General features: G+C 54.2%; 21 protein-coding genes and 7 pseudogenes. 14 read left to right on the forward strand and 14 right to left on the reverse strand.

From position 1 onward, the window contains the following. Window positions 1-11: 11 nt before the first annotated feature. The gene (gene tnpB, locus HK44_RS02260; protein WP_020723502.1) at window positions 12-356 is read right to left on the reverse strand and encodes an IS66 family insertion sequence element accessory protein TnpB; all 345 of its coding nucleotides are present in this window, start codon (window positions 354-356) and stop codon (window positions 12-14) included. Beyond that, complete coding sequence (tnpA, locus tag HK44_RS30360) at window positions 353-742, reverse strand: IS66-like element accessory protein TnpA (protein WP_019689134.1); 390 nt, start codon at window positions 740-742, stop codon at window positions 353-355. The genes tnpB (HK44_RS02260) and tnpA (HK44_RS30360) overlap by 4 nt, the downstream gene beginning before the upstream one ends. A gap of 3 nt (window positions 743-745) precedes the next feature. Here tnpA (HK44_RS30360) and tnpA (HK44_RS02270) point away from each other — a divergent pair, with 3 nt between their 5' ends. The 4 genes and pseudogenes from tnpA (HK44_RS02270) to HK44_RS02285 all read left to right on the forward strand — a co-directional run. Beyond that, the gene (gene tnpA, locus HK44_RS02270) at window positions 746-1,114 is read left to right on the forward strand and encodes an IS66-like element accessory protein TnpA (protein WP_080690565.1); all 369 of its coding nucleotides are present in this window, start codon (window positions 746-748) and stop codon (window positions 1,112-1,114) included. Beyond that, window positions 1,111-1,446: an IS66 family insertion sequence element accessory protein TnpB gene (tnpB, locus tag HK44_RS02275; protein WP_019689136.1), complete on the forward strand. Its 336-nt coding sequence runs from the start codon at window positions 1,111-1,113 to the stop codon at window positions 1,444-1,446. Before tnpA (HK44_RS02270) ends, tnpB (HK44_RS02275) begins: the two co-directional genes overlap by 4 nt. A gap of 81 nt (window positions 1,447-1,527) precedes the next feature. After that, a pseudogene (tnpC, locus tag HK44_RS02280) lies at window positions 1,528-2,877 on the forward strand (IS66 family transposase); the annotation flags it as partial. Window positions 2,878-3,455: 578 nt separating this feature from the next. Then, window positions 3,456-4,166: pseudogene (locus HK44_RS02285) on the forward strand (reverse transcriptase N-terminal domain-containing protein); the annotation flags it as partial. 567 nt (window positions 4,167-4,733) lie between these two features. Here the strand turns inward: HK44_RS02285 and HK44_RS29555 are convergent. Continuing rightward, window positions 4,734-5,828 (reverse strand): annotated as a pseudogene (locus tag HK44_RS29555) (recombinase family protein); the annotation flags it as partial. A 250-nt stretch (window positions 5,829-6,078) separates the two neighbouring features. Between HK44_RS29555 and HK44_RS02295 the strand changes: the two are divergent. Together HK44_RS02295 and HK44_RS02300 are read left to right on the forward strand one after the other, a co-directional pair. Continuing rightward, the gene (locus tag HK44_RS02295; protein ID WP_242031535.1) at window positions 6,079-6,804 is read left to right on the forward strand and encodes a reverse transcriptase domain-containing protein; all 726 of its coding nucleotides are present in this window, start codon (window positions 6,079-6,081) and stop codon (window positions 6,802-6,804) included. 82 nt (window positions 6,805-6,886) lie between these two features. Further along, a pseudogene (locus HK44_RS02300) lies at window positions 6,887-7,060 on the forward strand (transposase domain-containing protein); the annotation flags it as partial. A 135-nt stretch (window positions 7,061-7,195) separates the two neighbouring features. On the opposite strand, the gene HK44_RS30270 reads toward HK44_RS02300, so the two are convergent. The 3 genes and pseudogenes from HK44_RS30270 to HK44_RS02310 form a co-directional block, all read right to left on the reverse strand. After that, complete coding sequence (locus HK44_RS30270) at window positions 7,196-7,471, reverse strand: helix-turn-helix domain-containing protein (RefSeq protein WP_347249076.1); 276 nt, start codon at window positions 7,469-7,471, stop codon at window positions 7,196-7,198. A 96-nt stretch (window positions 7,472-7,567) separates the two neighbouring features. Next, window positions 7,568-7,864 (reverse strand): annotated as a pseudogene (locus tag HK44_RS30105) (sigma 54-interacting transcriptional regulator); the annotation flags it as partial. A 229-nt stretch (window positions 7,865-8,093) separates the two neighbouring features. Continuing rightward, on the reverse strand, window positions 8,094-8,513 hold the full coding sequence (locus HK44_RS02310) for a VOC family protein (RefSeq protein WP_003411016.1): 420 nt from the start codon (window positions 8,511-8,513) through the stop codon (window positions 8,094-8,096). 308 nt (window positions 8,514-8,821) lie between these two features. Here HK44_RS02310 and HK44_RS02315 point away from each other — a divergent pair, with 308 nt between their 5' ends. The 6 genes from HK44_RS02315 to HK44_RS02340 all read left to right on the forward strand — a co-directional run bounded on the left by HK44_RS02315 (window position 8,822) and on the right by HK44_RS02340 (window position 16,178). Beyond that, complete coding sequence (locus tag HK44_RS02315) at window positions 8,822-9,655, forward strand: hypothetical protein (protein WP_024264700.1); 834 nt, start codon at window positions 8,822-8,824, stop codon at window positions 9,653-9,655. Beyond that, window positions 9,645-10,853 carry a CaiB/BaiF CoA transferase family protein gene (locus tag HK44_RS02320; protein ID WP_019689142.1) on the forward strand — a complete coding sequence of 403 codons (1,209 nt, stop codon included), beginning with the start codon at window positions 9,645-9,647 and terminating at the stop codon, window positions 10,851-10,853. Before HK44_RS02315 ends, HK44_RS02320 begins: the two co-directional genes overlap by 11 nt. A 36-nt stretch (window positions 10,854-10,889) precedes the next feature. After that, on the forward strand, window positions 10,890-12,428 hold the full coding sequence (locus HK44_RS02325; RefSeq protein WP_019689143.1) for a 3-hydroxyacyl-CoA dehydrogenase: 1,539 nt from the start codon (window positions 10,890-10,892) through the stop codon (window positions 12,426-12,428). 139 nt (window positions 12,429-12,567) lie between these two features. Further along, the gene (locus tag HK44_RS02330; RefSeq protein WP_019689144.1) at window positions 12,568-13,881 is read left to right on the forward strand and encodes an MFS transporter; all 1,314 of its coding nucleotides are present in this window, start codon (window positions 12,568-12,570) and stop codon (window positions 13,879-13,881) included. A gap of 38 nt (window positions 13,882-13,919) precedes the next feature. Beyond that, complete coding sequence (locus HK44_RS02335) at window positions 13,920-14,690, forward strand: SDR family NAD(P)-dependent oxidoreductase (RefSeq protein ID WP_019689145.1); 771 nt, start codon at window positions 13,920-13,922, stop codon at window positions 14,688-14,690. A gap of 141 nt (window positions 14,691-14,831) precedes the next feature. Then, entirely contained in the window at window positions 14,832-16,178 is a 1,347-nt protein-coding gene (locus tag HK44_RS02340; protein ID WP_019689146.1) for an OprD family outer membrane porin, read from the forward strand. Between the two features lie 56 nt (window positions 16,179-16,234). Here the strand turns inward: HK44_RS02340 and HK44_RS02345 are convergent, their stop codons facing one another. From HK44_RS02345 to HK44_RS02375, 8 genes and pseudogenes are all read right to left on the reverse strand, one after another. Further along, window positions 16,235-17,026 (reverse strand): IclR family transcriptional regulator, encoded by a 792-nt coding sequence (locus HK44_RS02345; RefSeq protein WP_019689147.1) that lies wholly within the window; start codon window positions 17,024-17,026, stop codon window positions 16,235-16,237. Between the two features lie 514 nt (window positions 17,027-17,540). Beyond that, a pseudogene (locus tag HK44_RS29560) lies at window positions 17,541-17,778 on the reverse strand (AbrB/MazE/SpoVT family DNA-binding domain-containing protein). Between the two features lie 64 nt (window positions 17,779-17,842). Further along, window positions 17,843-18,124, reverse strand: coding sequence for a hypothetical protein (locus tag HK44_RS02350; RefSeq protein WP_019689148.1), 282 nt, complete (start codon window positions 18,122-18,124; stop codon window positions 17,843-17,845). Between the two features lie 423 nt (window positions 18,125-18,547). After that, on the reverse strand, window positions 18,548-18,982 hold the full coding sequence (locus HK44_RS02355) for a hypothetical protein (protein WP_158002028.1): 435 nt from the start codon (window positions 18,980-18,982) through the stop codon (window positions 18,548-18,550). A 27-nt stretch (window positions 18,983-19,009) separates the two neighbouring features. After that, complete coding sequence (locus HK44_RS02360) at window positions 19,010-20,350, reverse strand: OprD family outer membrane porin (RefSeq protein WP_019689150.1); 1,341 nt, start codon at window positions 20,348-20,350, stop codon at window positions 19,010-19,012. A gap of 212 nt (window positions 20,351-20,562) precedes the next feature. Next, window positions 20,563-21,747, reverse strand: a complete 1,185-nt coding sequence (locus tag HK44_RS02365) for an amidohydrolase (protein WP_019689151.1) — start codon at window positions 21,745-21,747, stop codon at window positions 20,563-20,565. A gap of 4 nt (window positions 21,748-21,751) precedes the next feature. Continuing rightward, on the reverse strand, window positions 21,752-23,041 hold the full coding sequence (locus HK44_RS02370) for an MFS transporter (protein WP_019689152.1): 1,290 nt from the start codon (window positions 23,039-23,041) through the stop codon (window positions 21,752-21,754). A gap of 335 nt (window positions 23,042-23,376) precedes the next feature. Continuing rightward, on the reverse strand, window positions 23,377-24,300 hold the full coding sequence (locus HK44_RS02375) for a LysR family transcriptional regulator (RefSeq protein WP_019689153.1): 924 nt from the start codon (window positions 24,298-24,300) through the stop codon (window positions 23,377-23,379). Window positions 24,301-24,639: 339 nt separating this feature from the next. Between HK44_RS02375 and HK44_RS02380 the strand changes: the two genes are divergently transcribed. Both HK44_RS02380 and HK44_RS30365 read left to right on the forward strand, forming a co-directional pair. After that, complete coding sequence (locus HK44_RS02380) at window positions 24,640-25,908, forward strand: OprD family porin (protein WP_019689154.1); 1,269 nt, start codon at window positions 24,640-24,642, stop codon at window positions 25,906-25,908. 419 nt (window positions 25,909-26,327) lie between these two features. Further along, window positions 26,328-26,729 (forward strand): annotated as a pseudogene (locus tag HK44_RS30365) (methyl-accepting chemotaxis protein); the annotation flags it as partial. Between the last annotated feature and the right edge of the window lie 3 nt (window positions 26,730-26,732).

Below are 26,732 nucleotides of genomic sequence, written 5' to 3' on the forward strand. Positions count from 1 at the left end.
AGCGTGGCAAGTCAGACCGCGAGGACGGGTGCTGTACGAATTGGCCTGCGCCAATCAATGCCTTCCAACAGCATCGACAACTGCGCAGCCGTCAGCGACACGCTGCCGCTGGTTGCTTGCGGCCAGACGAAGCGCCCTTGTTCCAGCCGTTTGCAAAACAGGCACAACCCGTCGCCGTCCCACCATAGCAATTTGATCCGGTCACCGCGCCGTCCGCGAAAGGCGAAAATCTGACCGGAGAACGGATCGGCTTCAAGCTGAGTCTGCACCAGTGCGGCTAAACCGTCGAAGCCACGGCGCATGTCCGTGACGCCGGCAGCGATCCAGATGCGGGTTCCAGCGGGAGGAGCAATCATCGCAGTAACTGCTGCAAGATGAGTTGCAGGGTCTGCGGGTCAGGCGTGCCAGTGATGCGCAGCGTGGTTTTTCCCGCCTCAACAACGATCACGGAATGACACTCTGGCGGTGGCTGGACGACTTGCGGTAAAACCGTTGGCGCCTCGATCACCTGGACAGGCAAAAGTGTTGCACTCTGGCTGACCGGGCCGAACAAGCCCTCTTGATATTGCTGCCGCCAGCGAAAGACCAGGTTGGCATTGACGTCATGTTCGCGAGCGATCAACGACACGGAGGCGCCAGACTGGAACGTGGCTTCGACAACTTTGCGTTTGAATTCTGGTGGGAAGTTGGGGCGACGACCGGGTCGGCGGGCTGGGGCAACGATATCCAAGATAGTGTCCACTAAGTGGACACCATTTCTGGCCCATCAAGCGGATTTTCCATGCATCCTCAGCGCCGTACCTACAGTAAATCTTTCAAAGCCCAGGTCATCCAGGAGTGCTCCGAGCCCGGCGCCTCCATCGCAAACGTCGCCTTGGGCTACAGCCTCAATGCCAACCTCGTCCACAAATGGATTCGGCTGCATCATCAAAAAGCCGTGGCTCTTCAGCCTGCGTTCATCCCGCTGCATCCTCAGATGCTCGGCGCTGGAACACATGCTCAGCCCTCCAGTATCAGCCTTGAAATCCAGCACCCGCGCACACCCGTCAAGATGACTTGGCCAGTGGACAGCTCAGCCGCCTGCGCAAGCTTTCTTCGAGAGCTGTTGCGATGATCCGCATCGATACCATCTGGCTCGCCACCGAGCCGATGGACATGCGCGCCGGCACCGACACCGCCATGGCCCGCGTGATTTCAGTGTTCGGTGCGGCGCAGCCGCACTGTGCTTATCTGTTCGCCAACCGCCGCGCCACCCGCATGAAAGTCCTGGTGCACGACGGGTTGGGCATCTGGTTGGCGGCACGTCGGCTCCACCAAGGCAAATTCGCTTGGTCTGGCACGCGCCACGGTTCTCAAATGGAGCTGAGCGCCGAACAGCTACACGCCTTGATACTGGGCTTGCCATGGCAGAGAGTTGGCCCCGGAAACGCCATTTCCATCCTCTGAGCCGAACCATGCCCCTTCCGGCAGCGCAATTGTCCGATCAGCCTGTCGTCCTGTTTACGCTGATCTGGCAAGATCGGCGGCATGACTTCGATCCCCGACCTCGACCAACTGAACCCCGAACAACTGCGTGCACTCGCGGCGCAGTTGCTGCAACGCGTCTCGGCGCTTGGCGAGCAAGTCGAAACGATGGGCAAGACCGTCCAGATCATGGACAAGAAGATCCATCACGACAAAACGCTGATCGAAAAACTCAGCCACGAGATCGCGCAGCTCAAGCGTTTCAAGTTCGCCAAACGCAGCGAGCAAATGAGCCCGGAACAGGCCAGTTTGCTCGACGATCTGATCGATACTGATATCGCTGCCATTGAAGCAGAGCTGGAGTCGCTGCAAGTTACTCCGGCACCGACCCAGGAAAAGCAGAAACCCAAGCGTCGCGCCTTGCCGCCTGAGTTTCCCCGCACGCTGATCCATCACGAGCCGGACAGCACGGAGTGTGCCTGTGGCTGCGCGCTCAAACGCATCGGTGAAGATGTCAGCGAGAAGCTCGATTACACACCTGGCGTGTTCACCGTGGAGCGCCATATCCGTGGCAAGTGGGTCTGCGACAGTTGCGAAACACTGATCCAGGCACCGGTGCCGGCGCAGGTGATCGACAAGGGCATCCCGACTGCGGGCTTGTTGGCCCACGTCATGATTGCGAAGTTTGCTGACCATCTGCCGCTGTATCGTCAGGAAGTCATGTTCGGCCGCGCCGGCTTGGCTATCCCGCGTTCGACCCTCGCCCAATGGGTTGGCGCCTGCGGTGTGCAGTTGCAGCCACTGGTCGATGCGCTGCGCGAAGTGGTGCTTGAACAGCCGGTCGTTCACGTTGATGAAACGCCGGTGCAAATGCTCATGCCGGGCACCAAGAAAACCCATCGTTCCTACGTTTGGGCTTACGCCACCAGCCCGTTTTTCGAAACCTCGGCTGTCGTTTACGACTTCAGCCTCAGCCGGGCCGGCGAGCATGCGCGTAACTTCCTGCAAGACTGGAAGGGCAAGCTGGTCTGCGATGATTTCGGCGGTTACAAGGCCAGCTTCGAACTCGGCGTGACTGAAATCGGCTGCATGGCCCATGCCCGGCGCAAGTTCTTCGAACTGCATGCGACCCACAAGAGCACGCTGGCTGAACAAGCCTTGCGTTACATGCAGGTGCTGTACGAGATCGAGGGGGAAATTAAGGATCTGGAACCGGACATACGCCGCCGAATACGGCAAGAAAAGGCGGTACCCGTGATGGATGCGTTGCATACCTGGATGGTTGCCCAGCGCGACATCGTGCACAACGGTTCGGCCATTGGCAGAGCCTTGGATTACAGCTTGAAACGCTGGACGGCGCTGTCGTGCTACCTCGATGACGGGGCTGTGCCCATCGATAATAATTGGTGTGAGGTGCGACACGAAGTCGCTTACAGAAGTTGTTCCCACTTGGAGGGAACCACCCGTGTCACCGGGTGAATCTAGAAGGCTGAATCAAGAGCGCCTTTGACAATGTAACGAGGCACCGCGAGGTGCGGGGTATCAATCGCGAGAGGCGTACCCTTCTGGCAGCCGTAGCCGGATGAGTGCTAGATAGTCGGTACGGTGAACACATGTGAACCTGCGTAAAGATCGTTAAATTGAACGAGCGGAAATGGCTTATACGCTCGAACCAAAATGGTAACGGAGGTGGGAACAGCGTTTTTCAACTGCGCTTTCGTGACCCGCACGCCTCCCGGTCGATAGCAGGCACCTAACCCGACGTACTTCCGTAAGCGGAACGTGGAAATCCCGTATCGCTCCCTCCGGGGAAAGCCGTTTGCAAAAACTGCCCATGGCGGTGCGGGCGAAGGAACGAGGAAAAAGCGAACGCCATCCTGTAACGGGCTGGATAGAAGTTGAAACATCACTTCACGCGAAAGCGGGCAGACGTCCTCATGGTCTCTCCTCACAAGAGAGTGTGTAGAACCCTTTCAACGGAAGGAGAGCAAATGAGCGCAGCAACACTGGAGTGTGCACCTTCTGGCACGACGTGGGACGGCATCAACTGGGCCGATGTCCAACGTCGAGTAAGAGGGCTGCAAGCGCGTATTGTGAAGGCTATACAAGACGGCAGGCACAACAAGGCGAAAGCCCTGCAATGGTTGCTGACTCACTCGTTCAGCGGCAAAGCATTAGCCGTGAAACGGGTGTCTGAAAACAAAGGCAAAAACACCCCCGGCGTGGACAAGGTCACTTGGAATACACCGAGGGCCAAGATCCACGCGATAGAGTCGTTGAAGCGGCGCGGCTACTCGCCGCTTCCGCTTCGGAGAGTCCTTATTCCGAAGAAAAACGGTAAGACGAGACCTCTCGGAATACCCGCGATGAAATGCCGGGCCATGCAGGCGTTGCATTTGCTGGCCCTGGAACCGATAGCGGAGACCACCGCCGATCCGAACTCTTACGGGTTCAGACCGGAACGCTCAACTGCGGATGCCGCAGCACAGTGCTTTGGTGTGCTGTCACGAAAAGCAAACGCAGAGTGGGTTTTAGAGGGCGACATTCAAGGCTGTTTCGACAATATTAGCCATGACTGGTTGATCGCCTACATCCCTATGGATAAAGCGATTTTGCAGAAATGGCTCAAGGCCGGCTACGTCTACCAGAATGAGCTGTTCCCTAGCCACGCCGGAACCCCGCAGGGAGGCATCATTACGCCGCGTACGTTCTTGCATACTTTTCTCTCCGATGCCTGAGCCAGTCGACGTCTCGCTGGCGTTGAGCCCGGGATCCGGATCAATCCGAAACACCACCAAAATTTCGTCCTTATGAATTTCGACACGTTTGACCAGGCCGCGGATGATCTCGCGTTTTGTGACGAAATCCAGTGTGCCCAATCGGTCATGGACAGCCGCGGCAAACTCTTCGAGACGATTAATGACGAGAAACAACTCGCGCTGACCCACCTGATGACGCCGTGAGTCCTGAATCTGCTGATCAAGCTGTTCCAGGCGGCGCTTCAAGTTCCGCATCTTCGGATCAAAGTCCGTTTTGTCGATCATACCCTCGGCATAACTATCGATGAGCCGCGACTTGCCTTTATCCAGCTGCAGTCGTTGTCGTTCCAGCGCTGCGGTATCAGGATTTGTTTGTTCTTTTTCTTCGAGGACACCCAGCCTGCGTTCATATTCATTCTTTAGCCTTCCAGGGTGGGCGAGCAGTTCAACAACCTGCTGCCAGACCAGTTCATCGAGACGATCCGTTCGTATTTGCTGATTGTCACAGACGCGTTCGCCACCAAAGCGGTAGGCATCGGTTCCAATGCAACGATAATAGGCATAGTCCCGGCGTTGGCCTTTGGCCGCTGCCTTGCTGACCTTTTTACCGTAATAGGCGTAGTGACAATGGCCGCAAACGGTCAAGCCCTGAAGCAGGTAGACCGCACCATGACGGCGCTGACGTGCTCTGCGATTCTCGGCAAGCTGCTCTTGAACAGACTGAAACAATCCTTCGCTGACGATTGCCGGTACAGATATCTCGACCCACTGACCTGGATCCGTACGTACGGTTGAATACCCCTTCCTGGGCACCTTGGCACTGTGGCGTTGTGCGCGTATCCGAGGTAAACGATCACGCGTCTGTGTTTTGCCGAAAGCAGCTCGTCCCATGTAGGCTGGATTTTGCAATACCCCCCACACGGTACTGCGATCCCAGTACGGTTTACCTGAGGCGGTTAAGGTGCCTGCTGCCCCAAGGCGCCGTACCACTTCGCCAATGCTCAGTCGCTCCATCCCAATCCACTGAAATATGGCTCTGACCGTCGCCGCTTGTGGCAATTCGATGACGTACTGTGCAGGTGCTCCATCAAGTTGCTTACGAATGTAGCGATAACCGTAGGGCGCAGTCGAAAGCACATTGATGCTGCCGCGTTTGGCCGCATGAAGCTTGCCGCGACGATTGCGCTCCATGATTTTGGCACGTTCATATTCCGCGATCATGCCCTGCATTTGCAGCAGCAACGACTCCTCCGGAGTGACGCCAATGGCATGATTGAGAAACACAACCTGCACGCCACACGCCGATAGCTCTTCCATCAGCAATGCCTGATGAGCATATTTTCGCGACAGCCGGTCTGGGGACAGGACATAGAGACGTTCCATCAGACCAAGTGCAGCGCGGTCTCTGAGCCGTTCCAATTGTGGGCGAATCAGCGTCGCACCGCTGACGCCTGCGTCGACAAAGCGCATGTCCTCAGCCACGTGGGCACCATCAGCCAAGATCCGCTCTGTCAACGCGGCAATCTGGCTTTCAATCGTGCCGCGTTTAGCCTGTTGGTCAGAGGACACGCGGGCGTAGAGCGCCACCATCACAGTCTGGCTCATTGCTCACCTCGCTTGGCAGCACGATGCTTTGTCACAGAGGGCTGGGATGGCGACAATTCTGAGGAAGCCCGCGATTCTGTCGGCTTAAGCTGCTCATAAGCCCTCTCGAGCTGTTCACAAGAGAACCGATTTGGTTCAAAAGCCAGACGAATATGTCAGATACGCGGTTTTCGGCTCATGACTGAAGTCTCCCATCAGTGGGGGTAATGCCCTCAATGACGAGAACAATCTCGACGTGGGGGCATCCTGCATGCCTTGGGGCGAAACTATCCCTGGCAATGCGCAGCCCCCATTTTATCCGAGAGTTTGCTCTGTTGTTGCCGGCGTTCTCTCGCCCTTGTTAGCCAATTTATTCCTGCATTACGCCTTTGATCGTTGGATGGGCAGGACGCATCGCGGCGTACCGTTTGAGCGGTATGCCGACGATATTGTTATTCACTGCACAAGGATGAGCGAGGCTGTTCGAATCAGGGAGAGCCTGACGCGACGGATGAGTGAAGTGGGTCTGACCATCAACGAAGAAAAGTCGAAGATTGTCTACATCGACACATTCGAGCGGCACAATGTCGCGACGAGCTTCACCTTTCTTGGATATGACTTCAAGGTGCGAACCCTGAGGAACTCCAAGGGCGAACTCTTTCGTAAGTGCATTCTGGGAGCGTCGATGAAGGCGATGCGCAGGATGGTAGACACGATCAAACACTGGCGCATCCATCGATCCACGACGGATGACCTGAGGGATTTTTCTCGCAGGTACAACGCTGTGATTCGAGGATGGATCGAATACTACGGTAAATTCTGGTACAGAAACTTCAGCTATCGATTGTGGAGCGCGTTGCAATCGCGCCTGCTCAAATGGATGAAGAGCAAGTACCGAATCTCTATACGTCAAGCGGAGCATCGGCTGCGTCTTGTTCGAAGAGAGAATCCGGAGCTGTTCGCGCATTGGTATTTACTACGTGCATCGAATGTGTGATCAAGAGCCGTATGACGGGAGACTGTCACGTACGGTTCTGTGAGCAGCCGAGGGGTGAAATTTCCTTCGGCTGACTCGACTTGCTGGGTCGCTACGCAGCGGCAAACGCGCCGCTGCGATCATGAGTTTGATCCAGTCGGCCCGGAACAATGGGCACGATCCGTATGCCTACCTGAAGGATGTGCTGACGCGCCTGCCTACGCAGCGGGCGAGTGAGATTGCAGCGCTGCTGCCGCATAGGTGGCGTCCGGCTTAGTCGTGCAAGACGGTTTGCCCGTGCGCTTACGAATGGACGTCACTATCCCCAGTACTTCGGATTGCCGGAGGGGAGGGATAAGACCCTTTCAGCCGGTTCATCCTTTCGAGCTATAGGATTATTTGCAAACGGGCGTTACCGTAGGGCTAACCTTTTGTACAAGGTCGTTCGCGATATACCAAGCTCTTTGGCAGCCGCTGTAACGTTGCCCTGATGGGATAGCAGAACGTGCTCGATCATATCTCGCGTAGCATCCGAGAGGTTCCGGGCCGGTGCACTGGTGTTGCCTAATATCTCTTCTGGAAGGTGATTTACAGTAATAAAGGGAGCGCCTTCGGCAAGAACTGAAGCAAGGCCTGCTACGTTTTCCAACTGCCGCAGATTCCCTGGCCAGTCATATGCATGGAGCATCGCCCGCGCCTCGGCATTCAGTCTTGGGTAGCCAGAACGCTGAAAAAAAGCATCAATCAGCTGTTCCTTGTCGAGCCGCTGATCCAGTGATGGCAACGCGACACGTAGCCCATCTAGACGGTAAAAAAGGTCTTCGCGGAAGTCACCATTAGCCACTAATGCGGGTAGCGACCGATGAGTGGCGGCGAGAATGTGGGCCTTCAACGGAATAGCTGTTGTGCTGCCGACTCGCGTTATTTGCCGTTCTTGCAGAGCGCGTAATAACCTGCTTTGAAGGGTTAATGGCATGTCGCCAATTTCGTCCAGTAGCAGAATACCGTCCTTAGCTGCCTCAAGAAGCCCCATAGAGCCACCCTTACGGGCACCTGTGAAGCTTCCTTCAGTGTGTCCGAAAAGTTCAGATTGGTTATGCCGCTAGGCCCAGGCTCTCACGATACTCAACGGGACTGAGAGTGCCGAGGGGGGCAGTTCGGTGTCGGCGTCAACACCATCTCTTCTTCCGTCTCCTTATCTAGGTCAAGCCATCGACCGAGTTTGTGGCACCAACAAAGAAGCCCGTGATGCCTCAAACACTCATAAGTGAAAGGGCAAGACGGGCTTTATTGGGTGCGGCTGGTGATGTTTATTTGGTGATTGGCTGGTGTACTTCGATGATGTTTCCGTCCGGGTCTTGCAAGAAGATCTGGTACCAGTTAGCCATGGCCCAAACACCGTAGTCCGCATACGGAATCTTCAGCTCTTCCAGGCGCTTTTTGAAGCCTTCGATATCGTCCGTACGGAAGCAGAAATGGCCGCTGTGCAGAGGGTTGATCGCCTGGTTCATGCGGAAGCTGAGGTCGATGTCCTTGGTCGCTAGGTGGAACTCAACAGCCCCGTCAGTCACGAAATCGACTTCCGCACTGTAGCCATGGGCCGTATCGGTGTTGCAACGCACGTGCTCTTCATCCTCGATGCGATCGAGGTCGAAGATAGAGCGGTAAAACGACGAAAGGCGACCGACGTTTTCCGAGCAGAGGTTCATGTGATGGAAATGAAATTTCATGGCTGATCCTTCGAATTGTATTTGGAAGTAAGGGGCTCATGCCTTGGTACATCCCGCGCCAGTAGGGCATTTGTGGGACGGCTATGGCTCTGCTGACAGCCTTGATACCCCCTTGAGAGGTGGGCCAGTGGCTGCCGACGGGCTCATATTAAACAGATTCAAATGTGAATTGAAAGATGCATCTGTGAGATATTGTTGTCGATTGTGCTTTACAGCATCGGGTTTTTGCGTGATAGGATGCACTCACACAACAACAATTTCACCAGCGAATCGTGATTTGCGATCGCTAGGTAGAGGAGGAAAACTCCATGCGTGAACAAATCAACTCGGCACCAAGTCGACTCGAAACCTGCTCCATTAGTAACGCGCGTCGTGTAGCTGCAATGCTGGATCTGCCTTCAGAGGGACTTGTAGAAGGTACGGCTCTGCCTCGTGGTTGGCATTTCACGTTGCTGGGAGCGGATACTATGAGGTCTCAGCTGCGTGGAGATGGCTTTCCAGGGTTAGGGATTCCGCTTCCAGAATTGGGGCTTCCCCGCTTACTGCAGGTTGGACGGACTGTGTCCTTTCGCGGCGATATCCCCATTGGCGCCAATATCACCCGACTTAGCTCGATAACCAGCCTCGAAAGAAAATCAACTCGGTCGGGCGAAATCGCTATCGTCGTCGTTGATCATCGATTGGTCGTTGTTGGTGAGTCAGAGCCTGCTATCAACGAAACCCAAACATTCTTTTTGTTGCCTGCGAGCTCCGAGCGGCCCTCGTATGAGGCTGAGCCAGAGCCCGTTACGTTGAGCCGGCAGAAGTCCTTCACCCCAGATGACACGCTGTTATTTCAATACTCCGCCTTAGGGTTCAACTCGCACAAAATTCACCTCGACAGGGCCTATGCGCGAGATGTCGAAGGGTTTCCCGATCTTGTTGTGAATGGGGGCCTGACAACCTTATTACTGACTGAGTATTTGCGAACCGAACTTAAGGTCACGCCTAGGCAGTTGAAAATTAAGTACACGGCGCCGTTGTTCAGTGGCCGCTCCTTGACCATCGCGGATGACAGTCAAGGCGATGTGTTGAATATCAAGGTGTTCAATAACTACGGAGAAGTGGCTGCGCAAATGGAGGTGGAAGCTTATGAGTATTAAGCCTCTTGAAGGTATCCGTGTGTTGGATCTCACGAGTGTTGTCGTTGGCCCGGCGTGCTCTGCTCGGCTTGCGCAGTACGGCGCAGAGATCATTAAAGTGGAGAGCCCAGAAGGAGACCTAATGAGAGGGTTGGGTGGTACTTCACCTACCGGCCAACACTCAGGCGCCTACCTTCATTTGAATCGCGGTAAGCGCAATATTTGCCTCAACCTGAAACAAGCCGGCGCGGGTGAAGTGATGGATAGGCTGGTTGAATCAGCTGATGTGATCATTGCCAATATGCGGCCTCAGGCGCTGGTCAAACTCGGAATCGATTCGGAGAGTATTCTGCAGCAGTACCCTGAAAAGATTTATTGCCTGATAACAGGGTATGGCACCGACGGCCCCTACGCAGGTGAGCCGACATACGACAGCGTGATCCAGGCGGCTACAGGCATGACCGGTCTCTCGCTCGCACGTGATGGGGTGCCACGGTATGTCCCGATGCTGATCTGCGACCATGTCGTAGGCGAAATAGCGGCAGGTTCGATTGTCTCTGCACTCTATCACCGCCGCGAAACCGGTCTGGGCGTTAGCCTGGAGATCCCTATGTTCGAAACCATGTCCGCGTTCGTGCTGCAAGAGCACTTGGCGCAACAGAGTTTTGATCCACCTGTTGGGCCTGCTGGTGATCAGAGGCTTCTAAGTCCCCACAACAAGCCAGTACAGACTGCCGATGGATGGATTTCATTTACGGTCAATACCGACGCTCAGGTCATCGCCTTTTTAGAGACGGTTGGGAAAGCAGATTTGATTGGTGATCCTCGGTTCTCCTCAGTCGCTGGGCGTGCGGAAAACGTGAGGGAGTGGTTTGAGATCCGAGGGGCGCCTCTGCTTGAGAAGACGACAGCGCAATGGTTGGCCGACTTTCGGACTGCAGACCTAGCAGCAAAACCCTGTCACACGCTCGAGACGCTCCCTAACGATCCTCATCTCCAGGCCGTTGGTCTTATCGACTATGAGATCCACCCCACGGAAGGAAAGGTTGCTTGCATACGTTCCACGATCAGCTTCAACGGTAGTTACTTGGATGCCGGTGTCCCAAGCCAGCCGAAGGGTTGGGAGACCAGAAAGCTGCTTGAGGAGTTGGGCTTCGATTCTGAGGCTATCGACAATCTGGTTTCTACCCGGGCGGCCTTGGTAGCTCAAAGGGTTTAGTGGGTGCCGAAAACAACAAGACGTGAAGGTGGAGTAATGAACGAATCACGGGTAGCAAACATCAGAACAATAGGGATTGTCGGTGCTGGCGCAATGGGGCGAGGCATTGCCCAGATTGCGGTACTGGCAGGTGTCAAGGTACTGATGTTCGATACCAATTCTGACACGGTGCAGGCAGCCTACGACCAGGTGTGCTTGATGCTCGATAAGCTCACCAACAAGGGCAAGTTGGATGCGGAACACGCGGCAATTGCCAAGTCTTGCTTGTGCCAATCGAATTCGATTGCTGAATTGGTTGACTGTGACCTTATCGTCGAAGCAGTGGTGGAGCGCATCAAGGTAAAGCAGGAGATTTTTCAGAACCTGGAAAAGGTCGTGTCTGAAGGCTGTATTTTGGCTACAAACACCTCATCACTGTCCATCACTGAGATAGCCAGTGCTTGTGCCTGTCCAGCTAGGGTCGTGGGGTTCCACTTTTTCAACCCCGTGCCGTTGATGAAGGTTGTTGAAGTCATCGATGGAGTGCATACCGATCCAGCTGTATCCAACGCTCTCAACGCTTTTGCCCGACGTCTCGGCCACACGCCGGTGCGAGCAAAGGACATGCCTGGATTCATCGTGAACCATGCCGGGAGAGCGATGAATACGGAAGGGCTCAAGATATTGGGAGAGGGCGTGGCTACATGTGAGCAGGTTGATGCGATCATGCGCCAGCAAGCTGGGTTCAAGCTGGGGCCGTTTGAGTTACTTGACCTCACAGCGCTCGATGTCTCTCAGCCAGTGATGGAATCGATATACCATCAGTTTTACGAGGAGCCTCGTTTCCGTCCATCGCCCATTGCCCGGGTCAGGCTCGCTGGAGGACTGCTCGGACGTAAGAGTGGTAGAGGCTTCTACAGCTATGAAGAGGGTAGGCCGGTAGTTTCTGAGGATCAGCCGGCCCCCTCGATGTTGCCACGTACCGTATGGGTCAGTGATCGGTATCCGGAGGCTGCGGCTCAAGTACGCGGCCTTGTTGAGGGGGCAGGAATAAAGGTCGATGACGGACAGCGTCCTGAGCCTGGTTCACTCATTGTCGTTACGCCGTTTGGTTCTGATGCCACCACTTCCGCCGTAGAGGAGGGATTGGACGCGACTCGTGTTATCGCCGTGGATGCTTTGTATCCTTTGATGCAAGGAAGAAGACGAACCCTGATGACCACACCGGCAACTCATCGGTCAGCGAGGAACGAGGCTCATGCGCTTTTTGCTCATGATGAGTCTCCGGTCACTGTGATCAATGATTCAACGGGATTTGTGGCTCAACGCATCGTAGCGCTGATTGTGAATGTCGGGTGTGACATTGCTCAGCAGAACATTGCCTCCCCCTCGGACATTGACCTCGCTGTAGAGCTTGGGCTCGGTTATCCGATGGGCCCCTTCGAGCTTGGAGATCATTTCGGGCCAAAGGTCATTCTGGAGATTTTAAACAATATCCAGCAAGGGCTTGGCGATCCCCGTTATCGACCATCTCCCTGGCTTGCTAGGCGAGCAATGTTGAACATTCCGCTCCGGCATGCTGAAAGAGTTATTTGAAACGTTGCGAATGTGACGGTGTTTTCAAGGCAACTAATGGAACTGGAGGCGTGTGCATTCCACGGGCTTTGTTGAGCGGCTTTCGTGAGAAGTTAAAAAAGAAATACAGTAAAAACAAAAATAATTACAAGAGGTTTTTATGAAAGAAGCAACGATGGATCAGGTTGAAACCAAACCAGAAAGTTCTATGGCCGTAAGGGCTACGATAGCAAGCTCAGTCGGTGCCGCGTTGGAGTGGATTGACTTTGCAGCATATGGTGCTGTTGCTGCGACAATTTTTCCAAAGCTGTTCTTCTCTGCAATGGATCCTAATATGGGGATATTGGCAGCCTTCATTACATTTGGCATTGGCTTCTTTGCTCGACCTTTGGGTGGGCTTTTCTTCGGAATGCTCGGAGATAAAATTGGCCGCAAAAATATTTTGCTTTATACATTGTGCCTGATGGGGGGCGCTTCATTCTTGATAGGATGTCTTCCTACTTATAAAACGATAGGGATAGCGGCTCCAATTTTTCTGGTGGCATTACGTTTCTTCCAAGGCTTTGCTTTGGGAGGTGAGGCTACCGGCGCGCAGTTGATGACGATGGAACATGCTCCGAAGTCGAAGCGGGGCCTCTATGGGGCGTTCATTAATATAGGGTCATCATTCAGCTCTGCCTGCGCCAACGGGATGATGTTCGCTCTTATCGCAATAATGGGCATTGTCGAATTTGAGTCTTGGGGATGGCGTATCCCGTTTTGGATGAGTTTCCTCTTGGTTATCGTCGGCGTCTACATTCGTATGCGTGTTACGGAAACACCAGCCTTTCAGAAAGCTCAGAATCAGGGTGTTACTGAAAAGGTTTCTGCATTCGATGTTTTCAAACAATATCCAAAAACCATTCTGCGACTTTTGATCATCTGGTGTGCGCCAACTGCATGCTTCTATGTTGTTACCGTTTTTTCACTCAGCTACTTGACTAAGAATTTAGGTATGGACAGCCAGAGTGCATTTTTGTGCTTGGCTGGTGCAAACCTGTTAGCCGTTATTATGGTGGTTTCTGGGGGAGCATTGAGCGATAAGTTCGGCCGTAAGCCCATCATGTTGATCTCATCAGTCATGATGTTGATCGTCTCTATGTTCTATTTCTCAATGCTGGATACAAAGAACTGGTACGTAATTTTTGCCGCTATGGCAATGTTTGTAGGCTTCTTGCAAATCCAGTCGGGCGTGCAACCTGCTTTCTTCGCTGAACCGTTTCCTACAAAGGTTCGTTACTCTGGATCTGCAGCTGCCTATACGGGCGCAAATTTGGTAGCTGGCGGCCCAACTCCCTTCGTTGTGGCCTGGTTGCTACAAAACGGCGGTGGCTCGACGTTACCCGTGACTATCTTCTGCGGGGTGATCATCTGTCTAGCACTCGTTGCGATTATCTGTAGCCCGGAAACTCGCCATCTTGAAATGTCTCGATAGTCCTATTCAACAATAATTTACTTAGTGGAGCTTTAATCATGATCCTTAAAGATAAGGTATGTGTAGTCGTTGGTGCCGCATCTTTACGAGGAATTGGCTACGCAGCTGCCAGCCTTTTCGCAAGCCAGGGCGCAATCGTTGTGGCAGTTGATTTGGCGATGAATGACGATGTCGCATCTACCATCAAGCACTCAATTGATGAAAAGTATGGGATTGACAGTGTTTTGATTGGGCGTAAGTGTGATATTTCCAGTTCGGCCGAGTGCGCTGTTCTTTTGGATAGTGTAGCTAGTCAATTCGGTAAGGTTGATGCTTTGGTTAACTGTGCTGGTATCGTGCAATCGCTTTCAGTGCTGTCCATAAACGAAGCCGACTTTGACCGGATGATCAGTGTGAATCTGAAGGGCGCTTTCAATCTTGCTAAAGAGACATTGCGAGTTATGAAACCCCAAGGCTTCGGCTCAATAGTGAATGTTGCCTCCGTTGCCGCTCAGCGCGGCGGTGGCCTGGTGGGTGGCGCTCACTACGCGGCTTCTAAAGGGGGAGTCATCAGTCTCACCAAGACGATTGCAAGGGAGTTTGGTGTTGACGGTATTAGGGCGAATACCGTGTGCCCATCAATGACCGAAACAGGGATGATTGATGGCATGAGTCCGGAAAAATATAAGGAGATAGTCTCAGCCATTCCATTGCAGCGTGCTGGGCATGCTGAGGATATCGCCGGCGCCTGCCTATTCCTGGCCTCTGACTTTTCCTCCTATATCACGGGGACAACATTAGATGTCAATGGTGGAAGTCACATTCATTAATAGGCTGTTTCCATAGTTTAATAACGCTTTCTATTATTTGTTAATTCAATAGTTTGGCTATTGCGATGGCGTACACATGTGCGCGTAATAGTCAAGCTAGAGTCGCCTGAAAACAAAAATAATGGTCAAGGGGCTTCACGAATGAAAAGTAACCAGGTCGTTGTAGCTGTATCTATTTCTCTACTGAGCTTGAATTGTTTGGCGGCGGGGTTTCTTGAGGATTCAAAATCTTCAGTCGGGTTGCGGACTTTGTATTTCGAAAATGATAATAGAGAAACTGGAGGCGCCGATCAGCGGCAAACTGCCCAAGGAGCGAGAGTTGATTTCGTTTCGGGTTTTACACAAGGCACAGTAGGCTTTGGGTTGGATGTCCAAGGGCTCTTGGGGTTAAGCCTCGGCGGTGGTATAGATCACCAGTCTTCGGCGACCGTCAATACGGTAACTCCCGTGGATTCAGACGGTTCGCCCGTGTCTAGTTGGGCGCGCGCCGGCGGGAACCTCAAAGCCAAATACTCTAAATCTGAGCTTGCAGTAGGGACGGTGCTCGCTCCAAATCTACCGATCTTAGTCGCCAACGATTCCAGGGTTATGCCCCAAAATTTCGAGGGTGGAATGTTAACATCCAAGGAATGGGATGGATTGACATTGACTGGGGGTAAGCTTACGCAAGGTGCAAGTCGAGCTTCCAGTAACTATTCGGGGCTTGCTGTCAGTGGCGGCAGTAAAGGTTCGAGTGACTTTACTTTCATTGGAGGCGATTGGAAGCCGAGAGCAGATCTGCTTCTGCAGTATTACCACTCCAATTTGGAAAACTACTACTCACAAGATTTCTTTGGCTTGGTGCACGTTTTCAATATTGCCGAGAATCAATCTGTAAAGTCAGATCTAAGATATTTTAAGAGCGACTCGGATGGAAAAAATGGCTCGGGCGGGTATTTGTTTAATAACGCTGGAGGATATGCCGATACTCCAGGTAAAGTCGACAATAAGACGTGGTCGGCAATGTTCACATATTCTCTAGGCTCCCACGCTTTGATGTTAGGTCATCAGAGAGTAAGTGATGATGGTGCAATGGTTTATGTTAGTAGTGGAAATGTCCGTGGTGGGAACGGCAGCCTAGAAGGGCAAGGGGGCGCCAGTGTCTACTTGTTCACTGATTCATTAATCAATGCGTTTGTCAGAGCAGGCGAAAACACTACTTTTGGCCAGTATTCATATGACTTTGCTGGCGCCGGGGTGCCGGGCCTAAAGGCATATTATGTCTACCTTAGGGGAGATGACATCAAGGACGCAAAGGGGAGTGGCAAGGAGTATAGCGAATGGGAAAGGGACATGCGCTTAGACTATGTTTTGCAAAGCGGCCCGCTCAAAAATCTTGCGTTTTCTCTGCGTCGAGGTAACTTCCGAACTGAAGTGCCGAATTCTCAGGGTGGCATCGATTATGATCAGACCCGTTTGTACGTAAACTATACTTACACTTTTAAGTAGCAGGGTTGCAGGCTGCGTCGGTTTCGTTGACCGACGCAGCGGAATCGTAATTGACCTTAGTGAATTCCACTCACTCTATTCGATAGCAGTAGCGCGGCAGCTTCCAGCGCACTTTGAACCTCGGCTATGGATTTTCGTTTTGACTGATCGATTCGTTCTGCATAGGGAACTGTTAAGGCGGCAATAGCATGTTTTTGCGAGTCCAGGATTGGAAAGCTAACTGCGTACAGCCCGCGAACCTGGATACTATGCGCAGATTCATAACCATTCGCAGCAATGCGATCAAGGATATGGTCTAGCTGAGGGTCGGCATGATCTGGGTTACGGGATAGGGACTCTTCAATCCGCAACGCCCTAACGCCTTTATCTTGGAATGCTAAAAGCACTCGGCCTGAGGAAGAAATAATAACGTCGAGTTCGGCACCGACACGTACACTGAATCCCATTCCGCTGGGCACATCTACTTTAGCTATAACCATTTGCTTGCCTTGACCATATAGGGTTAGGTGGCAGGACTGGTCAAGTTCGCTGGAAAGCTTGTGCATAATTGGTCTGGCTTCGTTTAGCAGCCGGTGAGTTGGCGGGTTTTTGTGTGCTAATTCAAAAATCTTATTGGTGATGCTGTAGGTGTCTTCCACCAGAGCGACGTAATTTCTGCCAACTAAGCAGTTGATCATTCGGTAGACCTCACCAACACTTCTACCTAATCTTTGAGCAATTTCTCGCTGGGATAGAGGTTGCTCTGTCTCGCAGAGCATCTCTAAGATATCCAGACCCTTCTCGAGAGCGGGCGCTGCGTAGGCTTTGCTTTCAGATTCTGAGTTCTTGTTCGCGTTGTCGTCTTTCATTGTTTGTTCGCCTAGGGCTTCTCTCTGGAGCGATTGGGCTAACCCGCAGTCAAGAAGTGATTATACATTTTTAGTGGGTGTTCGAAAGCCAGAATGTCATCTGTGCGTGAGTTTTTGTCGTTCTTGGTGGTTGTCGCAGGTATAATAAATTATAGAAGGTTTTTCGTTGTAGCTAAATGCGCAGGGTGGTCTAGCTAAGTGGGGGGGCTATTAAATGGGGCTTTTTACTTTTGTTAGTTGTCGTTAAATTTTGATTTTGGTGGGAATCTCGAATGGTTAAATCGGGCTGCCATATATAAATCTGCACCTTGGATCTACGTTTTTTATACAAAAATATAATGAAATCTTGGTGCTGGGATAAGCGCTCCAAGCGCCACACGCATCGATTGCGGAAGCCATCCTGGAGCATGGACAGTGTGCAGCACGTACCGCCATGGCGCTGGTCTTTCTGATTATCAGAAGCGCCAGCTCGGGCTGAACACCACCTTGTCGGCAGTCGGGTATGCTCGACTCTTCATGTGCCCTTGGTATCGTCAAGCCGTCCCCAGGCTTCCGTGAGCTCATCTATTCGATCTGCGATTTGAGCCGTTTTTGATAGGATTAGGCAGCGAGTATTGCCGACAAACTCCTTGAACAGGTACACGTCGTCTCCGACATCCAGCTCCAGTTACTGCAGCGCCTCATCAGGAATCCGGATTACACCGTCACCATCCCATTCTTCGATGATGATTTTTCACAGGTGGCTTTCTCACGTGTGCTCTATATAAATTCTGATACTGCAAGCTGTTCAATACTTGTTGCTTCATGGCGGCAGGTTTACAGATCTGGATAATCATCAAGCCTAAGGCTAAGAGCCCCAGCATCGTGCGGCTCGTGCTTAGGCGTATGTATCACTCCAGCTTCAGCGTCCGCACGCATCTGCTCGAGTACTTTGTGAAATGCCTTGTCTTGAACCGTTTGTTTGCTTGTGTACGGTTTGCGCTCTGGTTCAGGCTTGGCTGCATAGGTCGTTATCGCGTCAGGATCGTGCTGCAGTTTTTCTTGGACTTGCGATTCCAGCATTGCACGGAGCGCGTCTTTGTCGGGACGGGTCAGCAAATTTTTTACTCCTATTCGGAAGCCAGGCACTTCAGTTTTCGTTAGGTGCACTGGCGGGCAGGTTGGGGAAGTCCATATGCCATTCATATTGTTGCATTGCAGATTGGCATTTACGGGGCATGCAGGTTAAAAATCCTGGTAAGCCTACCAACCCTTAACGGCAACTGTCTGTGATGAAAAGGATGCCCTAACTACGTCCTTGGAAGCAGCTTTCGAGATGACTGAAGTGGCTTGGCCATCACCTGTCAGTATTGCTTAGAGTGCAGCGAGCCATCCATCGAGCTGTTCAGGCCCCCAGGCACTCAATAGGTCGATAGGATAAGATCCGTCGTGCAATCAGAGTTTAAGTGCCCCGAATCGTCCATCTGACGACCCGTAGTACTCGCAATAGTTTTGGGGGCAGTCATTTAAGGATGTGAGCTGTCAGCGCATACTTTTGGGCGCGCGCTCTACACTGATTGAGATGAGCCCAGCGAGATCCAGCCGATGATTCAGTCTCCTTACGAATTGCACAAAAACATTTTGCTCGACGATACCTACGGAACTGCGCGCAGGTTGCAGGATTTCGTTCTCTACCAATATGAAAGCGGCCGGTATCCGTTTGACATCAACGAGCATATCGGTGGGTTTGATCGTCGGCACCTCCAGATCTATTCCGACCTCAAACAATGGTTTTGGAAAAATGGCCCGGATCCGTTTTTCAATGAGATCGCTCAGATAGTTACCTACTCGGGTGTCGAGGGCACCCCTCTCTCTATTCCCGACAAAGGCGAAAAGGCTGAGTTCGAACACGTCGAATAAACCGCCAGGTGGATGGACCGCAAGGCCGATTGTGCGCCTTGCGGTCGTTTCACCCATTCATCGGGCAACATGCCACGGGTTGGCTTAGAACACCTTGATCGGTACGTTGACGATAAGCCTGAACTCATCGAGATTACCTTCCAGTTGATATTCACTGGCTCGGTGGGTGGAATAACTCGTGATCAGGCTGATGTTCTTGAAGGTGCCCGATTGCACTGTGTAGCTGGCATTGGCGCCCACTTCATAGTGGCTTTCACCCCGTTGCTTGAGTACCGAGTTGTAGATGCCGTTCGGGCCACCGTCGTAATGACTGCCGTCGATGCCCATGCCCTTGATGTACCAGAGCGTAGTCTTGAGACCAGGCAAACCATAAGCGACCCAATCGTTGTTGTAGAACACCCCGATCGAGCGCTCATTGGGGCCGTTGAAGAACGACATCATGGTATTGGGCAGGTTGATGGCATTGGATTCGAAGGGATAATCGAAATATTCGTCGCCCTTGATTTGCTGCAGGCCGATCTTCAGCGAATGGTTGCGCCACTGGGGCGTGATACTGAGGCCGTAGGCCTGCTGGTCGATATTGCCACCGATTTCGCGACCACTGGACTGGGTGTTATAGGCATCCAATTGAACATCGACGTTAACCGGTCCCCAGTGGTTTTTCATGCCCAGGCCCAGATACTCACGATCCCAGATATTGTCGAATCGAGAGACATAAGCGCTGCTGCGCCAGCCAGCGTTCGACACATAGTCGGCCCCGGCGTAAGCGTTAAAGTCACTGGTGACCAGGGGCGAACCGTAAGTAGGAGTCAAATCCTGGCTTCGGGCCCCGGTACGCGGCGAGCCCTTGTCGAAGTAGCCCGACTTGATCGTCAACCCTTCGACGTCATGACTTTCCAGAGACACGCCATTGAACGTTGAAGGCAACGTACGGGTGTCGGTGTAGGACATCATCGGTGTCCTGACTTGCTGCCTGCCCACCTTGAGTAGCGTGTCGGCGAACTTGAACTTCAGCGCTGCAATACCGAGTTTGCTCCAGTCATCGACCACATCGCCATCCTTGTCCACCAACATTCGATTACTGCCGCCTGCCGCCGCTGTCCGGCTGCGCTCCAGCGCCACTGCCGAGAAGGTCGAAAGATCCAGCCCAAACCTCACCGGCCCTTCAGTAAAACCGGAGACGAAGTCGAGTCTGACGCCCTGCAGCCAGGCAGTACGGTCACGCAGCTTGCGTACACCGTCTGGTGTTTGCAGTTTGAAATATGTGGCCTTGTGGCCGACTTCGTGTGAATACCAGTGTCGGGTATTAAGTGTCAGTGAACTGTCTTCCAGAAACCCTTGTTCCTGGGCATGGACCTGAGAAGTAGAAACCGCGGCCGCCAGCGAGCCAGCGGTGAAAAGCGCCAAATTACCTTTGCGATACATAGACTTTGCCTGTTGTTGTTTTTAGGGCAGATCAGAAGAAAGTCGCCGAGTAATCGTTATGAAGATATTGTGCGGGCAGGGCGTGGCCCGACTTGTCCAGCAGGCCGCAAGCGGCTTGCTGGTGGCCGTACAGGTATTGGGTTGTTGGTTCAGTGGCTCGAGCACTTCGAAGTCATCAAACAGCGATGAAGACGCCGCTAAAGCCTGCGCCATCAGTTGAGATAATCCCCCACCAGTTTCAACCAGCAGTCGGAGCCGATGCGAATCAGCTCGTCATTGAAGTCGTAGTGGGGGTTATGCACTGAGCAGCCATGAAACTCGCCTTCACCGTTGCCCAGGAAGAAGTAGCAACCGGGGACCTCAGTCAGCATCCAAGCGAAGTCTTCTGTCGCCATGATCTTCGCTGTGTGCGGCAACAACTGGCCGGGATTGAACAGCGGCTCCAGGCTTTGGCGCAGCACCTGCGTTTGCGCCACCGTGTTGACGAGCGCCGGTGCCAGTTGCGTGATTTCCAATTCGATTTCAACGCCGAACATCTGTTCATGGCCTCGAGCGATCTCTGCCAGGCGTTGATTGATTTTGCCTTCGGTCTGCGCTGTATCGGTACGCACGCTGATCAGCATCGATGCCGTGTCGGGAATGATGTTGTAGACGCTGCCGGCCTCGACCATGCCAATGCTGATCACGGCGTGTTCATCAACGCAGAGATTGCGCGATTTCACTGTCTGGATCGCATTGATCAGGCTGGCCAGTACCGGCACCGGATCGACGGCGCGTTCGGGCATTGCGCCATGACCGCCGCGACCTTTGATCAACACTTTCACACGTTCCGAGGAAGCCATGGTGGGGCCGGCCTGAACCACAGCGGTACCCACCGGTATGCCCGGCAAATTGTGCAAGGCAAAGATCGCATCGCAAGGAAAACGTTTGAAAAGATGGTCATCCATCATGGCCTTGGCACCGCCCAGGCCTTCCTCGTCAGGCTGGAAAATCAGATTGAGCGTGCCATTGAAATCAGGCGCCTGAGCGATTCGCCACGCGGCAGCCAGCAGGATAGCGGTATGTCCGTCGTGGCCGCAGCCGTGCATGCGTCCCTCGATCCGGCTGGCATGGGCGAATCGGTTTTTCTCCTGCATCGGCAGGGCATCCATGTCGGCACGCAGGCCCAGGCGAGGACTGCCGCTGCCTCGACGCAGTACGCCGACCACGCCATGTCCGCCAATGCCGCGATGAACTTCGTAGCCCCAGTGTTCGAGCTTGCTGGCCACCAACTCGGCGGTCAGCGGGGTGTGCGCGCCCAGTTCAGGGTTCTGGTGGATTTCCCGGCGCAACTGGATAAAAGCGTCCAGGTCCAGTTCGGCAAGGGGCCGGGTTTGGGTTTGGGTCAATGCATTCATCAGGTCACTCCCGACCAGGGTTTTCGGGGAATACAGCCAGGCACGCCAGACTGATGGCGCCGCCGGCGAGCAGGTACAGTGCTGGCGCCTGGGGGTTATCCAGGGCCGCCGTCAGCCATGTGGCGATCAATGGGGAGAAACCGCCGAACAAGGTGACGCCGAAGCTGTAGCTGACGGCGGTGCCCAGGGCGCGACGATTTTTTGGAAAGGCTTCCATGATCAGGGCGAAGAAGGCACCCGACCCGATACAGCCGGGCAATACCAGAATCGCAATGACCAACATCGCTACAAACAAATCAGTGCTCAAACTGAGCAAGTAGAAAGCTGGCCACGCCAGTAGCACCGGCAGGGTGATCGTCCAGGCCAGCAGTTTCTTGCGCAGGCCGTGGCGATCGGCAAAGCGTCCGGCCAGAGGCGTGATGACAGCCAGACAAGCACTTGCCACACAAGCGATTGCCAAGGCGCTACGTTGCGGGTAACCCAAGGTGACAGTCAGGTAGGCGGGCAAATAGAAAATGAACAGGTATATGCCGATGGTGGCGCTGGCCATAAGGCCGATTGCCAATAGGGTGTGACGCAGGTCAATGTGATCGCGTAGTCGACCATCGCGTTTGGTCGGTTCGGTTTCGTGGGTTTCTGGCAGGCAGCGACGGATGTACCAGCCAAGCGGTCCGATGAGCAGCCCCAGCATAAAGGGGATACGCCAACCCCAGCTTTCAAGGTCATCTGCGCTCAACGTGCTGTTGAGCAGTAAACCCAGACCGGCCCCCACTAAGGCGGCGTAGCCTTGGCTGGCGGCCTGCCAACTCACATTGCGACAGCGATTTGCCGTAGCGCTGGACTCCATCAGATACACCGACGCAGTCCCTATTTCCCCTCCTGCCGAAAAGCCCTGCATGAGGCGGCCAGCAACCAGCATGAAGGTGCCGAACAAGCCGATGTCCTGGTAGGAAGGCGCAAAGGCAATCATCGCTGTACCGAAAGTCATCAAACTGATCGTGAGGCTCAAAGCGGCCTTGCGGCCACGGCGGTCGGCAAAGCGACCAATCACTAGTGCGCCCACCGGACGCATGAGGAAGCCGACGCCAAATGTGGCCAGCGACATCAGTAGTGATGCCATCGCCGACTGTGCGGGGAAAAAGTTCTTTGCAATCACCACGGCGAAGAAGCTGTAAATCGTGAAGTCATACATTTCCAGGGCATTGCCTAGAGCGCAGGCGACGGTGGCTTTCCTGGACCCGATTACGGATGGCGCGGTGGCGCGGGGGAGAGGGGGCGCTTGCAGAGTAGTCATCGATATTTCCTGTGACAGTTTTGTTGTGGGCCGAATATCCGGCAAACACTGTCACTGCGCACTTGCGCTTTTCTTCGATGATTAACCGTTGGTTATGACGTCCAGCCGCCCCAGTGAAACTCGGCGCCAGATCGGTGCGGTTTCGCCCGATAATCGATCACACGCACTGTTTGACGACAGCGACACAGCCGTGATGGCAAGCAACTCAGGCGGCAAACACAGGGTTTGGCTCGATGCTCTTGAAGTTATGGTGGTCGGTCCCAAGGAACAGGGACTGACTTAACCGTTGGGCATATCGTTGCGTTTTTCTTAAGTTTCTCGCTTGCCGCTGCGCTCTAGCGTGACGCATCCATTGGCTGGTTCTTCGAGAGCACGCTTCTGATCGCGTAGTAAAGGTCTCGTGCCGTTGTGGTCAGCGCGTGGCGATCAATGCAGACCAGATAGATGGGGTACTCGGGGATGCTTTCTTCAATCATGACCTGCATCAGGTCTTCATTGAGTCCTTTGGGTAACGTGTTTTCCATTCCGGCTTCACTGAGCGTCATGAACGCATCGGCGTGGTGTAACAGATCCAGCGCCAACAAGACTGATGAACACTCGGTTATACGCTGCGGCGGAGGTATCTCGTTGTCTTCAAACATTTGATAGAACTGCGACGAGTGATCGTCGATGGCATCGAGGCTGATCCAGTTTGCAAACTGCAACTGACGCAGCGAGTGGGAGTGGCGAAGAGGATTGTTTTTTCGACAGACCACTAGACCCCGCATGCGGCTCAGCGCTTCCCAATCCAGGTTTAGCCTCTGTGTATGCTGCTGCGAAGTAATGGCGAAATCCAGGGTGCCGTCCCTAAGTCGATGCAGCATCTGGTTGGGGCGCAGATTCACCAGGCGGATGCGTACACGCGGATTCTTGGCCTGGAACCCGGCGATGCATTCCCCCAGTCCTTTGAGCACTGAAGTCAGGGACGTGACGCCGATGGTAACTTCACCGACCTGCATATCCTTGATGTTTTCAGCCTCCAGTTGCAGCCGTCGCATGCTCTCGACGGTCAACTGTGCATGGCGAATGATGCGACGGCCTTCGTCAGTGAGCGACATCCCCCTGTGGGAGCGCTGCAGTAGAGCCAGGCCCAGCTCGCTCTCCAGATCCTTGATCGATCGGCTGATGGCGGGTTGAGTGACGTGCAGGATCTGCGAGGCCTCGCTGATGCTCCCGGTTTGGTGGATGGCGACCAGTGCCCTGATTTGATGGAGTTTCACGTACTGACAGGTCCTTGCGGTGCGATGAAGATTCAATCGCTTGCATAGTGTCATGCCTGTCACTGCCGCAACAATGCGGTGGCCATCTGAAGAACCCCGGAACCAGATTCGCTGGCGGACGCTCGTTACTGCAAGACCCATGAGCCAAAAAACAGGAATCGCTTCTCTGGCGATATCACCCTTTGCACAAATCGGATAGCGATATGCGCAAATCGGATATTGCTGCGCTTACGGTCTCAATACCCTCGATTTGCACTATGCGTAACAGTGTTTTACATGGCGCGCAACAGTGCTGCCGCCACGCCTTGCCTCGTACATAACAAAAATAAGAGCACATCGATGAAGCCAACCATTCATGCAACTCGTACGCTTTTGTCCACGGCTGTCGCCTTGGGTTGTTCCAGCCAGTTGATGGCCGCCGAGGGCGGTTTTATCGAGGATGCCACCGCTACCTTGCAGGCACGCAATTACTACTTCAGCCGGGATTACTCGGACATTGTCGGCGCTAACAAGCAGTCGAAGGCCGAGGAGTGGGCCCAGGGGTTTATCCTCAATGCCAAGTCCGGTTACACCCAGGGGCCGATCGGTGTCGGCGTCGATGTCATCGGCCTGCTCGGGCTCAAGCTCGACAGCAGCCCGGACCGGGTCAACACCGGCCTGTTGCCGGTGCAGAGCGATGGCCGTGCGGCCGATGACTACAGCCGCCTGGAAGGCACGCTGAAGCTGCGCTACTCCAAAACCGAACTGCGCGTTGGCGAGCTGCAACCCAACGTGCCGGTGCTGGTGTTCAGTGACATCCGTCTGCTGCCACCCAGTTACCAGGGGGCGAGCATCACCTCCGGCGAGATCAATGGCCTGACGCTGCAAGGCGGCCATCTGAGCTCTACCCACCTGCGTAATGAGGCCGGCGACGAGAAGATGCAGGCCATGCTCAGCTACGTGCCTCAGCGCCAGGCCAGCAGTGATGCGTTCAACTACGGTGGCGGCGATTACGTCTTCAACGACAAACACACCAGCGTCAGTGCCTGGTACGGGCAACTGGAAGACATCTACCAGCAAGGCTTCCTGGGCCTGAAACACAGCCAGCCCCTGGGCAGTTGGACCCTGGGCGCGAACCTGGGCTATTTCGACGCGAAGGAGGATGGCAAGAAGCTGTTGGGCAATATCGACAACCAGGCGTTCTTCTCCCTGTTGTCGGCCAAGTACGGCGGCCACACCTTCTACGTCGGCTACCAGGGCATGTTTGGTGAAAGCGCGTTTCCCCGGGTATTTGCCAACATCTCGCCGCTCGGCAACGAAGTACCGACCTATGAATTCGCCTCCACCGACGAGCGTTCCTGGCAGGCGCGCTACGACTACGACTTCGCCGCCCTCGGCGTGCCGGGCTTGACCAGCACCGTGCGCTACATCACCGGCAACAACGTCGAGACCGGCAAGGGCTTTGAAGGCAAGGACCGCGAACGCGACCTGGACCTCGGTTATGTCGTGCAGAGCGGCACCTTCGCAGGGCTTGGCGTGCGGGTGCGCAATGCAATGGCGCGCTCCAATTACCGCAGTGATATCGATGAGAACCGGCTGATCCTGAGTTACACCTGGACGTTGTTGTGAGTGATCTGGAGGCTTGTATGAGCAATAAAGGCTGGGCGCGACTGGCCCTGGTTGCAGCGGGTGGGGCGGTTGTGCTGCTCGCTGCCGGTAACGGCATGCACCTGATGTATGCCGGCCTCATCGACCTGTTGCTGCTGGCGGCGGCAGTGCTTTATCAGCGCCAGCCGGTACGGGTAGTTGAAGTGCTCGAGCCTGCCTGGCCGGGCGCTCAGGTAAAGGTGGCACTCGAACACTTGACTCAAGTGGTGCAGCAAACCGAGGAGGACATGCGCTTTGCCAACCAGTTGGCGCGTGGCGCGGGTGAGCGGGTACAGGCCAGTGCTGTGAGCATGCAGTCTTCGGCTGCCGTGCTTGGGGATCTTGATCAGTATCTGCAACGCCTGGATCAGGTGTTCGATGAGCTGGGCAGCCAGTCGGTACGCATCGGTGCGATTGTCGGCAGCATCCAGGACATCGCCCGGCAGACCAATCTGCTGGCGCTCAATGCCGCGATCGAAGCCGCGCGAGCCGGTGATCATGGTCGGGGTTTTGCTGTGGTGGCGGACGAGGTGCGCAATCTGTCGCGTCAGGCTGCGGACTCCAGTGCGCAAATCCGGCAGATCGCCACGGGCCTTGAAAAGTCGGCACAGGATGCCCGTCAGGGTCTTGAACAGCTTGCCGATTCAACGCGTTTGGGCCTGGACAAGGCCGAGGTCGCATTGCAGTCGATGGGGGAGTTACGCAGTGGTGCGGTGGCCAGGCTGGAAGTGGTCGAGCGCATCATGCAGCGCTTGGCCAGTCTGCACGAGTTGGCACTGCACGCAACCCGGATAGCGGTCTGAACA

The organism is Pseudomonas fluorescens HK44 (assembly GCF_000217955.3).
Taxonomy (GTDB): Bacteria; Pseudomonadota; Gammaproteobacteria; order Pseudomonadales; family Pseudomonadaceae; genus Aquipseudomonas; species Aquipseudomonas fluorescens_AQ.